This is a genomic window from Nocardia sp. NPDC050412, assembly GCF_044458825.1.
GTDB lineage: Bacteria > Actinomycetota > Actinomycetes > Mycobacteriales > Mycobacteriaceae > Nocardia.
Genome location: NZ_JBITIJ010000012.1, coordinates 82,182 through 95,778, shown reverse-complemented (window position 1 = coordinate 95,778; position 13,597 = coordinate 82,182). Strand labels below are relative to the sequence as shown.

At 65.1% G+C, this 13,597-nt stretch carries 16 protein-coding genes; 8 read left to right on the top strand and 8 right to left on the bottom strand.

What is annotated here, in order from left to right:
• Positions 1-19 precede the first annotated feature (19 nt).
• From ACIBI6_RS29930 to ACIBI6_RS29910, 5 genes are read left to right on the top strand one after another with little or no spacing between them, the layout of a single operon-like run.
• Positions 20-157, top strand: coding sequence for a hypothetical protein (locus ACIBI6_RS29930; RefSeq protein ID WP_364345539.1), 138 nt, complete (start codon positions 20-22; stop codon positions 155-157).
• The gene (locus ACIBI6_RS29925) at positions 157-966 is read left to right on the top strand and encodes an SDR family oxidoreductase (RefSeq protein ID WP_364345541.1); all 810 of its coding nucleotides are present in this window, start codon (positions 157-159) and stop codon (positions 964-966) included. Before ACIBI6_RS29930 ends, ACIBI6_RS29925 begins: the two co-directional genes overlap by 1 nt.
• Entirely contained in the window at positions 963-1,583 is a 621-nt protein-coding gene (locus ACIBI6_RS29920) for an HAD family phosphatase (protein WP_364345543.1), read from the top strand. Before ACIBI6_RS29925 ends, ACIBI6_RS29920 begins: the two co-directional genes overlap by 4 nt.
• Positions 1,584-1,636: 53 nt before the next feature.
• A complete protein-coding gene (locus ACIBI6_RS29915; protein ID WP_396958576.1) occupies positions 1,637-2,854 on the top strand; it encodes an acyl-CoA dehydrogenase family protein in 1,218 nt (405 codons plus the stop codon).
• A 16-nt stretch (positions 2,855-2,870) separates the two neighbouring features.
• The gene (locus ACIBI6_RS29910; RefSeq protein ID WP_396958575.1) at positions 2,871-3,926 is read left to right on the top strand and encodes a phosphotransferase family protein; all 1,056 of its coding nucleotides are present in this window, start codon (positions 2,871-2,873) and stop codon (positions 3,924-3,926) included.
• A 122-nt stretch (positions 3,927-4,048) separates the two neighbouring features.
• Here the strand turns inward: ACIBI6_RS29910 and ACIBI6_RS29905 are convergent, their stop codons facing one another.
• From ACIBI6_RS29905 to ACIBI6_RS29885, 5 genes are all read right to left on the bottom strand, one after another.
• Positions 4,049-4,501 carry a MaoC family dehydratase gene (locus tag ACIBI6_RS29905; RefSeq protein WP_396958574.1) on the bottom strand — a complete coding sequence of 151 codons (453 nt, stop codon included), beginning with the start codon at positions 4,499-4,501 and terminating at the stop codon, positions 4,049-4,051.
• 9 nt (positions 4,502-4,510) lie between these two features.
• Positions 4,511-5,272 carry a 3-oxoacyl-ACP reductase FabG gene (gene fabG, locus ACIBI6_RS29900; RefSeq protein WP_364345551.1) on the bottom strand — a complete coding sequence of 254 codons (762 nt, stop codon included), beginning with the start codon at positions 5,270-5,272 and terminating at the stop codon, positions 4,511-4,513.
• A gap of 34 nt (positions 5,273-5,306) precedes the next feature.
• Positions 5,307-6,290, bottom strand: a complete 984-nt coding sequence (locus ACIBI6_RS29895) for an NADPH:quinone oxidoreductase family protein (RefSeq protein ID WP_396958573.1) — start codon at positions 6,288-6,290, stop codon at positions 5,307-5,309.
• Positions 6,287-7,042 (bottom strand): SDR family oxidoreductase, encoded by a 756-nt coding sequence (locus tag ACIBI6_RS29890; protein ID WP_364345555.1) that lies wholly within the window; start codon positions 7,040-7,042, stop codon positions 6,287-6,289. Before ACIBI6_RS29890 ends, ACIBI6_RS29895 begins: the two co-directional genes overlap by 4 nt.
• Positions 7,043-7,156: 114 nt before the next feature.
• Positions 7,157-7,798 carry a TetR/AcrR family transcriptional regulator gene (locus ACIBI6_RS29885; protein WP_364345556.1) on the bottom strand — a complete coding sequence of 214 codons (642 nt, stop codon included), beginning with the start codon at positions 7,796-7,798 and terminating at the stop codon, positions 7,157-7,159.
• Between the two features lie 198 nt (positions 7,799-7,996).
• Here ACIBI6_RS29885 and ACIBI6_RS29880 point away from each other — a divergent pair, with 198 nt between their 5' ends.
• From ACIBI6_RS29880 to ACIBI6_RS29870, 3 genes are read left to right on the top strand one after another with little or no spacing between them, the layout of a single operon-like run.
• A complete protein-coding gene (locus ACIBI6_RS29880) occupies positions 7,997-9,538 on the top strand; it encodes a long-chain fatty acid--CoA ligase (protein ID WP_396958572.1) in 1,542 nt (513 codons plus the stop codon).
• Positions 9,535-10,494, top strand: coding sequence for a phosphotriesterase (locus ACIBI6_RS29875; protein ID WP_396958571.1), 960 nt, complete (start codon positions 9,535-9,537; stop codon positions 10,492-10,494). The genes ACIBI6_RS29880 and ACIBI6_RS29875 overlap by 4 nt, the downstream gene beginning before the upstream one ends.
• A gap of 30 nt (positions 10,495-10,524) precedes the next feature.
• Positions 10,525-11,400 (top strand): hypothetical protein, encoded by an 876-nt coding sequence (locus tag ACIBI6_RS29870; RefSeq protein ID WP_396958646.1) that lies wholly within the window; start codon positions 10,525-10,527, stop codon positions 11,398-11,400.
• A gap of 5 nt (positions 11,401-11,405) precedes the next feature.
• On the opposite strand, the gene ACIBI6_RS29865 is transcribed toward ACIBI6_RS29870, so the two are convergent.
• The 3 genes from ACIBI6_RS29865 to ACIBI6_RS29855 all read right to left on the bottom strand — a co-directional run bounded on the left by ACIBI6_RS29865 (position 11,406) and on the right by ACIBI6_RS29855 (position 13,537).
• A complete protein-coding gene (locus ACIBI6_RS29865) occupies positions 11,406-12,317 on the bottom strand; it encodes an alpha/beta fold hydrolase (RefSeq protein WP_396958570.1) in 912 nt (303 codons plus the stop codon).
• Between the two features lie 301 nt (positions 12,318-12,618).
• Positions 12,619-13,002 (bottom strand): MarR family transcriptional regulator, encoded by a 384-nt coding sequence (locus tag ACIBI6_RS29860; RefSeq protein ID WP_364345562.1) that lies wholly within the window; start codon positions 13,000-13,002, stop codon positions 12,619-12,621.
• A 91-nt stretch (positions 13,003-13,093) separates the two neighbouring features.
• Positions 13,094-13,537, bottom strand: coding sequence for a nitroreductase/quinone reductase family protein (locus tag ACIBI6_RS29855; protein ID WP_364345564.1), 444 nt, complete (start codon positions 13,535-13,537; stop codon positions 13,094-13,096).
• Between the last annotated feature and the right edge of the window lie 60 nt (positions 13,538-13,597).

Sequence of the window (13,597 nt, the reverse complement as noted above, 5' to 3'; positions counted from 1 at the left end):
GACATGGAGGTTTCTTGTCGTGAAGAGCCGAGAGGTGCATCTGGTGGCCCGGCCCACCGGCGAGTCCACACCATCCTATTTCCGGATGGTGACCACGGATGTTCCGGATCAAGGCAGCGGGCAGTTGCTGGTACGGCTGAATGCCGAGGCGAACTGATGCGCGTGCAGAACGCGGTCGCGATCGTGACCGGCGGCGCGGGCGGCATCGGTGCGGCCATCGCGCAACGCCTACTCGAGCACGGCGCCCGGGTGCTGATCACCGACCGCGACGCGGACCGGCTCGCGGCGACGACCCGACAATTGACCGATGCATTTCCCGGCAAAGTGTCCGGACAGGCCGGTGACGCCGCATCCGAGTCCGACCTCCGCAAGCTAATCGAGACGGCCACAACAGAATTCGGCCCGGTCGATATGTTCTTCGCGAACGCCGGTGTCGGTGGCGGCCCCGGCCTCGACGCGACCGACGCGCAGTGGGAGCAAGCACTGGAGGTCAACGCCCTGGCCCACGTGCGGGCAGCGCGCTTGCTGGTCCCCGGGTGGCTCGAGCGCGGCAGCGGATACTTCGTGAGCACCGCATCGGCGGCGGGACTGCTCACTCAACTCGGCTCGGCCACCTACACCGTGTCCAAGCACGCGGCCGTCGGATTCGCCGAATGGCTGGCGGTGACCTACGGGGATCTGGGTGTGCGGGTCAGCTGCCTGTGCCCGATGGGTGTCGATACCGCCCTGCTCACCGGACTCGGCACGGACGGCGGATCCGTCGGCGATCTGGCCACCCGGGCCGTCACCGGAGCCGGGGCCGTGCTGGCGCCACTCGATGTGGCCGATCGGGTGATCGAGGCGATCGAGGCCGAACGGTTCCTCGTGCTGCCACATGAGGAAGTCCGAGAATTCCTGCAACGCAAGGTGTCCGATCACGACCGGTGGATCGCGGGCATGCAGCGCTACCGCAGGTCGCTGTCATGAGCGCGCGCACCGCCGTGCTGTTCGACTTCGGCGGAGTCCTCACCACCGCCGTGCTCGCCGCCTTCGCCGAGTTCGGCGCGGAGATCGGCGACCCGCGGCTGCCGCTGCGTTTGCTCGCGCGCGATCCGGAAAGCAGTGCGCTGCTGGTGGATCACGAGGAGGGGCGCATCGGCCAGCGTGAATTCGAGATCGGGTTCGCGCGGCGACTGCGCGCGCATGGGGTCGATATCGCCGATGAGGGCCTTATCGATCGCATCCAGTCCCGGCTGCTTCCCGACCCGGCAATGATCGAGTTGGTCGCCGGTGTCCGCGCGGCGGGTTATCGCGTTGGTCTGCTGTCGAATTCGCTCGGCGACGACTGCTATGCGGGCTTCGACCTACCAGCCATGTTCGACGCGGTGACCATCTCCGCGGAGATCGGCACCCGCAAACCGTCCCGCCGGGCCTATCTCATCGGCTGCGAACGGCTCGGCGTCACGCCCGAGCAGACCGTCATGGTCGACGATCTCGAGCAGAACATCACCGCGGCCGAACTGCTCGGACTCGGCGGCATCGTGCACCGCGACGCCGAATCGACGGCCGCCCAGTTATGGCCGGCACTACAAATCCCCAGCTGACCCACTTTGCGGCGCGGTCGCTTTCGACCGCACGCACCGACGATCGGAGCCTCATGGACCTGTTCAGCACGTCCGAGCGCACCCAGCAGTACCAACGAGATCTGCGCGCCTTCATGGACGAATGCGTATATCCGGCCGAGTCGGAATACGAAAAGCAAATGGCGGCATCCGGCGATCCGCACCACCATCCGCAGATCGTCGAGGACCTCAAGACGGAGGCCCGCGCCCGCGGCCTGTGGAATCTGTTCCATCCGCATCCAGAATGGGGTCCGGGCCTGACCAACCTGGAATACGCTCCGCTGGCCGAAATCATGGGCCGCAGCGCGCATCTCGCGCCGGAGGCGTGCAACTGTTCGGCACCCGACACCGGCAATATGGAGGTGCTCACCCTCTTCGGCACCCAGGAGCACAAGGAGCGCTACCTGGAGCCGCTGCTGAACGGCACCATCCGCTCCGCCTTCGCCATGACCGAGCCCGCCGTCGCCAGCTCCGACGCAACCAATATCCAGCTGCGCATGACGCGCGACGGCGACCACTACGTGCTCAATGGCCGGAAGTGGTTCGCCTCCAACGCATTACACAAAAACTGCAAGGTGCTCATCGTGATGGGCAAGACCGATCCGGACGCACCCAAGCACCGCCAGCAGTCGATGATGGTTGTGCCCATCGACGCGCCCGGCGTCACGGTCATGCGCAATCTGCCGGTCTTCGGCTACGCCGACCGCGAGGGCCACGCCGAGATCGATTTCACCGATGTGCGGGTCCCTGTCCAGGATGTGTTGAAGGGCGAGGGTGAGGGTTTCGCGATCAGCCAAGCCCGGCTCGGTCCGGGTCGGATCCACCACTGCATGCGCGCCATCGGGATGGCCGAACGCGCGCTGGAGCTGATGTGCGCCCGCGCCGAATCGCGAATCACATTCGGGCAGAAGCTGAGTGAGCGCGCCAATATCCAGGACTGGATCGCCGAAGCCCGAATCGATATCGAGCAGGCCCGGCTGCTGACGCTCAAGGCCGCCTGGATGATGGATACCGTCGGCAATAAGGCGGCCCAGGTCGAGATCGCCGCGATCAAGATCGCCGCACCGGAGATGGCGCTGCGGATCGTGGACCGGGCCATCCAAGTGCACGGCGGCGCCGGTGTCACCGACGACTTCCCGCTCGCCAGCATGTACGCGCACCTGCGCACATTGCGTCTTGCCGACGGACCGGACGAAGTGCACAAACGCGCAATCGCGCGCGCCGAACTCGGTAAGTTCAGGACCGGGGCGTAGAACGGACAGGAATTAAATGCAGACAAGTAGCGAGCTCATTCAGCCCACCGCGGACGCGACCGGCTTCGATATCGATGCGGCCGCATTCGGGGACTGGGTGTCCTCGCTCGGTTCGACGTGTACCGCGCCGGTGCGCGCCGAACGGGTGGGGATCGGCCAGTCCAATCTGACCTTCCTGATCACCGACGCGGACGAGCGGCGGTGGGTATTGCGACGTCCGCCGCTCGGCCACCTGCTGGCGTCCGCGCACGACGTGGCGCGGGAGGCCCGCGTCATGTCGGCCCTCGCGCCCACCGATGTCCCGGTGCCGCGCGTCCACGATGTCCGGCGAGAGGGCGATATCGCGCTCGTGCTCATGGAATTCATTGACGGGCTGGTCATCGACGGAGTCGAGACCGCCGAAGGACTCAGCGTCGATCTGCGTCGCAGCGCGGGGTTGTCACTGGTGCGGACGCTGGCCCGCATCCACGCCGTCGACCTGGAAGCCACCGCGCTGAGCGACCTGGCCAGTCACAAACCATATGCGCAGCGGCAGCTCAAACGCTGGTCGGCACAGTGGGAGAAGTCGAAGACGCGGGAGTTGCCGCTGGTGGACCGTCTCACCGAACGGCTCCGGGCCGCCGTTCCCGAACAGCGCGAACTCGCGCTGGTGCATGGCGATTACAACCTGCGCAATGTGATCACCACGCCAGAGACGGGCGCGATCGCCGCCGTACTCGACTGGGAGCTGTGTACCCTCGGCGATCCATTGGCCGATATCGGCAGTCTGCTCGCCTACTGGCCGATGCCCGGCGAAGCGGCTATTCCGGGTACCGAAATGGTCACGCTCCCGGGTTTTCCGTCCCGCGCCGAACTGGTCGAGGAGTATCTCGCGATCACCGGACGCGATCGGCGGGCGCTCGGGTTCTGGCATGCGCTCGGTCTGTGGAAGCTCGCCGTCATCGCCGAGGGTGTGTACCGTCGCACCCTCGACGATCCCCGCAACCGTGCGGCCGCGGGCATTCCGACGACCGATATGGTCGACGGACTCGCCGAAACGGCCGATCGAATCGCCACCGAAGCCGGGTTCTGAGACGAAGCCGGGTTCTGAGACGACGGCCTGTCTCCCGATATCGCCAGGGAGACAGGCCATTTCGCATATTGGCTGGAGAGAGGTGACCGCCGGGAACAGGATGTCCGGCGGTCACACCGCTATCAGGGCACGAGTACCGACAGCGCTTCGGCAATACAGGCGGGCTTGTCGCCGCCCTCGCGTTCGATGGTCACCCGAGCCGTCACCTGGACCCCCGCTTTGGTCGGCTCGAGCTTCACCAGTTCCACTCCCGCCCGCACGCGACTACCCGATGGCACCGGCGACGGGAAGCGAACCTTATTGCTGCCGTAGTTGATTCCCATCTTCACCCCGTCGACGCGGTACACCTGCCAGACCAACTGCGGCAATAGGGATAGGGTCAGATAGCCGTGGGCGATCGTCGTGCCGAACGGTCCCTGCGCGGCACGCTCCGGATCGACGTGAATCCACTGACGGTCACCGGTCGCCTCGGCGAACAGATCGATCTGCTCCTGGGTCACGGTGTGCCATTCGCTGTAGCCGAGATGGGTTCCCACGGCCTGCTCGAGCTCGCCGATTCCATTGAATACCTTCATATTCACTCCTCAGACTGTCGGCGCACCGGCGACGTAGAGTACCTGTCCGGTGACGTACGACGCGCCCTCGCTGACAAAGAACGACACCGTGTGCGCGATATCCTCGGGCTTGCCGACGCGCCCCACCGGAATCCGCGCCACCAGGGTCTTGCTGAACTCCTCGAACGAAACACCCATGCGCTCGGCGGTGGCGGCGGTCATCTCGGTTTCGATGAAGCCCGGCGCGACGGCGTTCACGGTGACGCCGAATTTACCGAGTTCGATCGCGAGCGTTTTGGTGAATCCCTGCAGTCCGGCCTTGGCCGCGGCGTAGTTGGCCTGGCCACGGTTGCCGAGCGCCGAAGTGCTGGAGAGATTGATGATGCGGCCCCAACCCGCGTCGGTCATGTACTTCTGCGCCGCGCGGCTCATCAGGAAGGATCCGCGCAGGTGCACGCCCATGACCGCGTCCCAGTCGTCGACGCTCATCTTGTACAGCATGTTGTCACGAATGATGCCCGCATTGTTCACCAGGACGGTCGGAGCGCCCAGTTCGGCGGCGACCCGCTCGACCGCCGCAGCGACGGCCTGTTCATCGGCGACGTTCGCGCCGACCGCGAGCGCCCGGCCACCGGCCGATTCGATCTCGGCGACAACGGTTTTGCAGGCCTGCTCGTCGAGGTCGAGCACGGCGATCGCGAATCCGTCTGCCGCCAGCCGCTTGGCGACGGTCGCGCCGATGCCGCGTGCGGCACCGGTCACGATGGCGGTTCGGGTTGTCTCACTGCTCATTACGGTTCTCTCTTTCGAATTCGGTTGGCACCGTTTACGGTTCGAAGATCACACGGCCGACGGTCTCACCGTCGGCGAGGCGCTGCAGTCCCGCAGCCACGTTATCCAGTGGTAGCCGCTCGCCGATCAGGGGTTTCACCGAACCCCGCTCGGCCAGCCCGGTCAACTCCAGATGGCAGTCGCGTACCGCCTGCGGATCCTTGTCGCGATACAGGCCCCAGTGCAGGCCGAGGATCGAATAGTTCTTCACCAGTGCGTGATTCAGTGCGGTGGACTGGATCTGGCCGCCCGCGAAACCGACGACCAGGATGCGTCCCTCGAAGGCGATGCATTTGGTGGACCGCTGATACACCTCACCGCCGACCGGGTCGTACACCACATCCGCACCGCGACCGCCGGTCGCGTCCCGCACAACCGAGACGAAATCCTGTGCGCTGCGATCCACCACGATGTCTGCGCCGAGCGCCCGCGCGACCTCGGCCTTGGCCGCGCTGCCGACCACCCCGATCACCGTGGCACCGGCCGCCTTACCCAATTGCACTGCCGCACTGCCGACGCCACCGGCCGCCGCATGTACCAGCAGCGTCTCCCCCGCCCGCAGACCAGCGCGTCGATGCAGGCCGAACCAGCCCGTCTGGTAGCCGATGAAGAGGGCGGCGGCCTCGGCATCATCGAGCGCCGCCGGGGCGGGAAAGACAGCCGCGGCGTCCATGACCGCCAGTTCCGCGAAACCTCCCCAGGGCAGTGCCGTAGTGCCGAGCACCCGGTCACCGACCGCGATGCCGCCGACGTCGGCACCTACCGCAACCACCTCACCGCACAGTTCCACCCCGGGGGTGAACGGGAGTTCGGGCTTGATCTGGTACTCGCCCCGGCACATCAGCACATCCGGGAAGTTCGCGGCCGCGGCGCGGGTCCGCACCACCACCTGGCCCGGTGCAGGCTTGGGCTCCTCCAATTCGACCAGTCGCAATACCTGCGCCGGTTCGCCCAATTCCGTTACCCGCCACGCCTTCACGCGACACCTCCGGTGAGGGTGACGCCGCCGTCGACGACGATCAGCTGGCCGGTCAACCACGCCGCGTCATCGGAGAGCAGGAAGGCGGCGACGCTGCCGATGTCCTCGGGGACGCCGAGGCGCTTGAGCGGATAGGCCGAAGCGACCTGCTCCTCGCGGCCGTCATAGAGCGCGGTGGCGAATTGGGTCTTCACCACGGCGGGCGCGATCGCGTTCACCCGGATCGACGGACCGAGTTCGACCGCTAACTCCTGGGTGATGTGTACCAGCATCGCCTTGGTCGCCCCGTAGAACCCGATGCCGGGTGCGGGCTTGATTCCGGCCACCGACGCGACATTGACCACCGAGCCACCGTGCTCGCCCAGCCATGCCTTGTGCGCCTGTTGCACCCAGGAGATCGCCGCCAGGCAGTTCACCTCGAAGACTTTACGGGCCGCGGCCAGGTCGAGTTCGACCATCGGCCCGTACACCGGGTTGATGCCGGCATTGTTGACCAGGAAGTCGACCGAACCGAAGGTCTCCAGCGTGCGCTCGATGGCCTCGGTCTGATGTTCGACGTCGTCGGCTCGTCCCGCGACCGCGATGGCGCGCTCGGGTCCGCCGAGTTCGGCGACCACCGCGTCCAGCGCGTCTTTTTTGCGGGCGGTCACACAGACCCGCGCACCGTCGGCCACCAGCCGCTGCGCGATGGCCAGCCCGATACCGCGGCTGGCTCCGGTGACAACCGCCGTCTTCCCGTCGAAACGACCCATTACGTAAGCCTCTCCTGATGCCTGACCTGCGTGACCAAGACTCACCGAACTTGATTCCGACGTCAAGTTCAGAAGTTGCTGCGCGTCACGTGATACAGGTCACATGACTATTGCTCAGTGAGCTTCTTTCAACTGAAGAGCGTTGAACCACAACTGATTCAGCGTTTTCACCAACTTCTCGAAGGAGACCTTCCGCCCCTCGACGAATACGAAATACGCCATGCGGCTCACCATGCTCGACAGCGCCAGCGAGGTGACCTCGGCATCCAACTCGGCATCCACCAGGCCACGATCCTGCAGATTTCGAATCATCACGGCATTGCGATCAACGAATGCCAGGGCGCGTTCGAAGCGCAGCACCCGGAACTTCTCATCAATCTTCGACACCTGCTCGAGCACGGCCATCAGCCGCGCATTTCGCCGGTATGAGAGCAGATACTCGCGATTGGCGGCGGCGATCAGCTCGCGCGGATCGTCGATGCCGACCCGCTCCCGAACGTGCGGGTGCAGCATTTCCTCACGCACCTGCTCGACGACCGCGGCGAAGATCTCTTCCTTGCTGTCGAAGTAGGTATAGAACGATCCAGAGGCGACCCCGGCCGCCTTGGAGATATCGCTGATTCTGGCATCGAGGAAGCCGTCGCGTTCGAACACCTCGCGCGCCGCGGTCACCAGCGCGGACCTGGTGCGCATGCCACGCTTACTCCGTGGGGGCACCCGACCGGGCCGGTCCTCGGTGGCTTCCTGGGCGTTCACTGCCTCACTCGCTGTCGTACGGCTCTGACGTGGTGGATCGTAACAGCGCACACCGCTCCCGCGACCCCGCGATGCCGTGGGGCAACCAGGTTCGGCACAACATTTATTGAACATGACGCCAAATTCAAGTAGCGTCCGACCCACTGGCGTGGCCTGGGTCACATCAGTTCTCGCCCACTCATCAATCTGGAGCAAGCCATGCCTGCGAATCCGGCTTCCCCGACCGCATCGGATCAGCCGACCAATGTCGCCGACCGGTGCTGGCAGCACGCCATCGAACGCCCCGACGCCATCGCGCTGCTCACCGCGGACGCACAGCTGTCCTACAGCGAATTGGCCAGGCGCAGCGCGGCTTACGGCGGCCTGCTGCGCGAATCCGGTATCGCCGCTGGCGACCGGGTGCTGCTTGTCGCGCCCACCGTCGGTGAATTCGTCATCGCATATCTGGGCGCGCAGCTCATCGGCGCCATCGTCATCACCATGAACACCATGGCAACCGCGCCCGAAATCGGTTATGTGCTGGATGATTCCGGTGCACGGATCGTCATCGTCTGGCACAGCGCGCAGCAGGCCGCACAGGAGGCGGCCGCCGATCGGAATCTGCCGTTGCTCGTACTCACGCCGGGCGCGCATGCCGAGCCGTCGCAGCCCGTGGCCGAACCGGTGCGCCGCCGCACAGACGACACCGCGGTGCTGCTCTACACCTCCGGAACCACCGGCAAACCGAAGGGCGTCGAGCTCACCGTCGCCAACCTGACCGAGACCGCGCGGATCTTCACAGACCAGCTGCAGCTGGGCCCGGACGATCGCTTCGGGACCGGACTGCCACTGTTCCATGTCTACGGGCAGGCGGTGTGTCTGCTCACCGCGCTGCATGCGGGCGCATCCTTCGCCATGGTGACGCCCTTCGAACCGCGGGCCATGATCGCGATGATCCGCGATCAGCAGCTCACCCATGTCGCCGGTGTACCGACGATGTGGAATGCGATGCTGCACGCGGCCGGTGACTACGGTGCGGCGGATTTCGCGAGCCTGCGGCTTGCGGCATCCGGCGGGGCGTCACTACCCGGTGAGGTGATTCGTGCCTTCTCGGAACGCTTCGGCTGCACCATTCTCGAGGGCTACGGACTTACCGAATCCACAGGTGCGGCGACCTACAACCCGCTCAACCGCGAACAGCGGGTGGGATCGGTCGGCGCCGTGCTGCCCGGAACGTCGATCGAGGTCCGCGATCCAGACGGCAAGGTGGTGCCCGCCGATGCCGTCGGCGAGATCTTCCTACGCGGTCCGAGCATCATGAAGGGGTACTGGAACCGGCCCGACGCCACCGCCGCCGATTTGTCCGAAGGCTGGTTGAAGAGCGGCGATCTGGGCCGGGTCGACGCCGAGGGCTATGTCTACATCGTCGACCGCGCCAAGGACCTCATTATTCGCGGCGGATACAACGTCTACCCCCGCGAGGTCGAGGAAGTGCTCTACCAGCATCCCGACATCGTCGAGGTAGCGGTCGTCGGAATTCCGGACGACCACTACGGCGAGGACGTCGGCGCGGTCGTCGCCGCCACACCCGGGGTCGAACTCGACCCGGCGGATCTGCGGTCGTGGGCCAAAGAGCGGCTGTCCGCATACAAAGTGCCGCATCGCTTCGCCTTCACCGACCAGCTCCCCAAGGGCGCCACCGGCAAGATCCTCAAGCGCGCTCTCGACCCGAACCTCTTCACAGATAAGGCGAGCCGATGACCGCGATCCCCACCGCGACCGGAGCCGTCGACTCCGCCGAACTCGGCCGCGTCCTGGTGCACGAGCACGTCTTCGTACTGGGCGAGGAATTCCGGCAGAACTATGCCGACTGGGACGAGGACGCCCGCGTCGACGATGCCGTCCAGCAGCTCGACGAGTTGAAATCCCTCGGCATCGACACCATTCTCGACCCGACCGTGCTCGGGCTGGGCCGCTATCTGCCGCGCATCCAGAAGATCGCGGCCAGAACGGATTTGCGGATCATCGTCGCCACCGGCATCTACACCTACAACGATGTCCCGTTCCAATTCCATTACACCGGCCCCGGTTTGCTGTTCGACCGGCCGGAACCGATGGTGGAAATGTTCGTCAAGGACCTCACCGAGGGCGTCGCCGATACCGGTGTGCGCGCCGGATTCCTCAAGTGCGCCATCGAGGAGCCCGGACTGACGCCCGGCGTCGAGCGGGTCATGCGCGCGGTCGGGCAGGCGTCGACGCAAACGGGCGCGCCGATCACCGTGCACACCAACCCGCACACTCGATCCGGCCTGGTGGCGCAACGGGTGCTGGCCGAGGAAGGCGCGGACCTGAGCCGCGTGGTGATCGGTCACTCCGGCGACACCACCGACATCGATTACCTCACCGAACTCGCCGACGCCGGATCGCTGCTCGGCATGGATCGATTCGGGCTCGATGTCCTGCTGCCGTTCGAGGATCGGATCGACACCATTGTCGAACTGGTGCGGCGCGGCTACCTGGACAAGATCGTTATCGCGCACGACGCGGCATGCCACATCGACTGGTTCGATCCGGAGGCCAAAGCGCAGGTGGCGCCGCGGTGGAACTATCGCCACATCAGTGCAGATGTGCTTCCGGCGCTGATCGCGCGGGGACTCACCGAGGACGATATCGACGCGATTCTGGTGCGCAATCCGCGCCGGTACTTCGAGAAGTAATGCACATAACGGAGAAATCCTTTGACTACCGTGTCCCCACACAGTGCCCATCTGACGTTCCGCGCGCTCGAGCCGATACACGGCATGATCTACTTCACCCCACACGGCCCAGAGGCGTACCGCGAGCTGGGTATTACGGACCCGCGCATGATGTACTTCGCCTCGCGGTCCGCGGCATTCGGGCCGGTGCCCGCCTCGGTCACCATCGCCACATTCTTCAATTTCAATCCGGTCGCGGTGCGGGCCGTCATCCCGGCCGCATGGGAAATCGCTGCTCCCACAGAGATTTTCCGAGCTCGTATGCATGCGGTCGATCGGTCGCTTCGGCAGGCATGGGGCGATGACATCACCAGTCCTGAGGTGAGTGCAGCCGCCGAGCTTGCCCGGCGCGCCGCTGAACGTGCTTGCGAACGGCCGCAGGGGCGTGCGCTGTTCGCGGCGCATGCGGCGCTGCCGTGGCCTGAGGAACCGCATCTGGTGCTGTGGCATGCGCAGACACTGTTGCGGGAGTATCGCGGTGACGGACACGTCGCCCTGTTGCTCACGGCGGGGCTGGACGGGATCGAGGCATTGATCACACACAGCGCGACCGGTGAGATATCGCCGGAAGTGTTGCGCGCCAGCCGATCCTGGAGCGAGCAGGACTGGGCCGACGGTGTGCGACGGCTTCGGGCGCGGGGGTGGTTGGCCGATGATGGTGTCGTGCTCAGCGAACACGGCTCGCAGCGGCGTGGTGCGATCGAGAGCCAGACGGATGAACTCTCGGTCTACCCGTACGAGGCGATCGGCGAAGCCGGATGTGCGCGCCTGCGTGCGCTGGCTTCGCCGTTGGCGATCCGGGTTCTCGAAGGCGGCCTCGGATTCCCGCCGATGCTGTCCGCACGCTACCGGCAGGTGGTCGGGTAGTCCTGTCAGCTGACGCTGCGGGCGAAATCGATCAGTGCGGCGCTGACTTCGGCTGCGCGTTCCTGTTGAATCCAATGTCCCGCCCCGTCGAGGACAATGGAGGCCCGCAGGTCGGACAGTATGGCGGCCATCTTGGCTGTCGGGGTGAACCGGATGACGGCATCCTCCGATCCGGCGATGAACAGCGCGGGCTGGTGGATCTTCGCATCAGCCAGGTGCGCGCTCTGTTCCCAGTTGCGGTCGAGGTTGCGGTAGTAATTGAGCCCGCCGGTGAACCCGGTGGCCGTGAAAGTCGCTATGTAGTAACCGAGTTCGTCTGCACTCAGCCATGCCGGAGCTGCCATCTCGGAACCGTTGCCGCTCAACAGATCCCGCGCACTGACGACATCGTCCTGCAGCAGAGTACGACGCACATCCGACGCGAGCTCCGCGTCCGCACGGCCCGGCTCCTGGAACCAGCACATATAGAAGTCGTCACCCAGCCGCGATCGCAGAATCGGCAACGGCGGCGCGACCGACCGCGGCGTAGCCGGAACACTCAACCCCGCAACGGCCCGCACCCGATCCGGATGCCGAAGGGCCAGCTGCCACACCACCGACGCACCCCAGTCATGACCGACGAAGATCGCATCCTCGACACCGACCTCATCGAGCAACCCGACAAGATCACCACATAGCGCGACCATGTCGTAATCCTCGATCCGCCCCGGCCGAGAACTACCACCGTATCCACGCATATCCGGCGTCAACGTCCGAAAACCCGCTTTGGCAAGCGCGAAAACCTGGTGCCGCCAAGAGAATCCGAGCTCGGGAAAGCCATGACAGAACACCACCGGGGGACCGTCACCATGCTCGACAACCCGCAACTCGATCCCATTGGTCGCGACCTGCCGACTACCCAGCCCCCAGCCACTCATCGAGCAGATTACGTGAATCCATGGGTCACCTCGTCTACCACGGCAATATAGATCGCCACCGTATTCGATTCTGACGTCGAGTTCAACTTCCGACGGCCGATGCCTGGTATCCGAGAACCGGCTCGAACTCGAGGTCGCGCCGCTGGCCTGCGTAGAGCTGGGACTGGATCCACCGCAGCGCTGTCGCGGCTGATCTCAGCCTTCCGCCAACTCCTGGGCGGCTTCTTGGCCCGCCACGCCGGTTCGCCGCAGGAAGTCGGCGATCACCTCGAGTTCGGCTTCGGAGTAGCGAACACACAGTTCATCCCATGCGGTTGTTCATGCCGGAGAACAGCTCGAATAGTTCCGAATTTCGTTCGCGCACAGCGTGTAAGGTGACCGCGCGACGGTCCGTGGAGTCCGGGTCACGTTCGCGGACGATCCATCCGCCCTTCTGCAACCGATCGAGGATTCCGGTCATGGTCGCGGGGTGCAGTCCGGCGTGGCGCGCCAAGGCCGTCGGGGACATGGGGCCGTGTCGGTTGATCAGGTCGAGGCAAGTCCAATCGACGTCCTCGAGTTCGACCCCACCGAAACGGCGATTGAGCAGCGAAAGCTGAATATTCAAGTCACGCAATGCTTCCCGCACGTCGGCCGTCAGTCTCCGACGGCTGCGGGTCGAAGCAGGACCCGTTACTGAATTCATTGTCCGCCACCTCGCCTACGTTCATACGGTTTTCATATCATACGTAGGCGAGGGGCAGATACGGCTCGCGGACGTGCGTGATCGGCTCCGATCAGACCGGAACGACGCGGAAGACCGCGATTCGATGCGCCGATGCGGCCACGCCATCGGGAGTGGCGGCTTCGGCCAGTCCGGTGGTGACGAAACGCTTGCCGACGCTCTTCGGACTCGTCGACACCAATTCGTGCAGCAGCGGCGGGCGCTCGTCTACCGGCACCTCGACCAGGCGCGCCGTGGACGACCTGCGACCGCGGGTCAGCGTGACGGTTTCGGCCGCACGCGCATTCACGACCCACGCGGCCTTCGGGAACGCCTGGAAGATGAAGCGACCACTGTCGAGCTTGTTCACCGCGATCGGGAAGGTGCGCAACTGCCCGCTGCGCCGCCCCGCGACCGTGAGCAGTTGCATAGGACCGAAGGCGATGCCTATCCGCTGCAGCCCGACGATGACCTTGTTGATGGTGTTGGTTGTCCGACGGTAACTATCTGCACTCATGCTTACAATGGTAGCCGAGATTATATGTGTTTCATATCTTCTACTTCACATATCGGCACC

Excerpts from the sequence above, each read along its gene's own strand:
- ACIBI6_RS29925 (WP_364345541.1), top strand. The coding sequence starts at position 157 with ATGCGCGTGCAGAACGCGGTCGCGATCGTGACCGGCGGCGCGGGCGGC.
- ACIBI6_RS29920 (WP_364345543.1), top strand. The coding sequence starts at position 963 with ATGAGCGCGCGCACCGCCGTGCTGTTCGACTTCGGCGGAGTCCTCACC.
- ACIBI6_RS29915 (WP_396958576.1), top strand. The coding sequence starts at position 1,637 with ATGGACCTGTTCAGCACGTCCGAGCGCACCCAGCAGTACCAACGAGAT.
- ACIBI6_RS29910 (WP_396958575.1), top strand. The coding sequence starts at position 2,871 with ATGCAGACAAGTAGCGAGCTCATTCAGCCCACCGCGGACGCGACCGGC.
- ACIBI6_RS29905 (WP_396958574.1), bottom strand. The coding sequence starts at position 4,501 with ATGAAGGTATTCAATGGAATCGGCGAGCTCGAGCAGGCCGTGGGAACC.
- fabG (WP_364345551.1), bottom strand. The coding sequence starts at position 5,272 with ATGAGCAGTGAGACAACCCGAACCGCCATCGTGACCGGTGCCGCACGC.
- ACIBI6_RS29890 (WP_364345555.1), bottom strand. The coding sequence starts at position 7,042 with ATGGGTCGTTTCGACGGGAAGACGGCGGTTGTCACCGGAGCCAGCCGC.
- ACIBI6_RS29880 (WP_396958572.1), top strand. The coding sequence starts at position 7,997 with ATGCCTGCGAATCCGGCTTCCCCGACCGCATCGGATCAGCCGACCAAT.
- ACIBI6_RS29875 (WP_396958571.1), top strand. The coding sequence starts at position 9,535 with ATGACCGCGATCCCCACCGCGACCGGAGCCGTCGACTCCGCCGAACTC.
- ACIBI6_RS29865 (WP_396958570.1), bottom strand. The coding sequence starts at position 12,317 with ATGAGTGGCTGGGGGCTGGGTAGTCGGCAGGTCGCGACCAATGGGATC.
- ACIBI6_RS29860 (WP_364345562.1), bottom strand. The coding sequence starts at position 13,002 with ATGAATTCAGTAACGGGTCCTGCTTCGACCCGCAGCCGTCGGAGACTG.
- ACIBI6_RS29855 (WP_364345564.1), bottom strand. The coding sequence starts at position 13,537 with ATGAGTGCAGATAGTTACCGTCGGACAACCAACACCATCAACAAGGTC.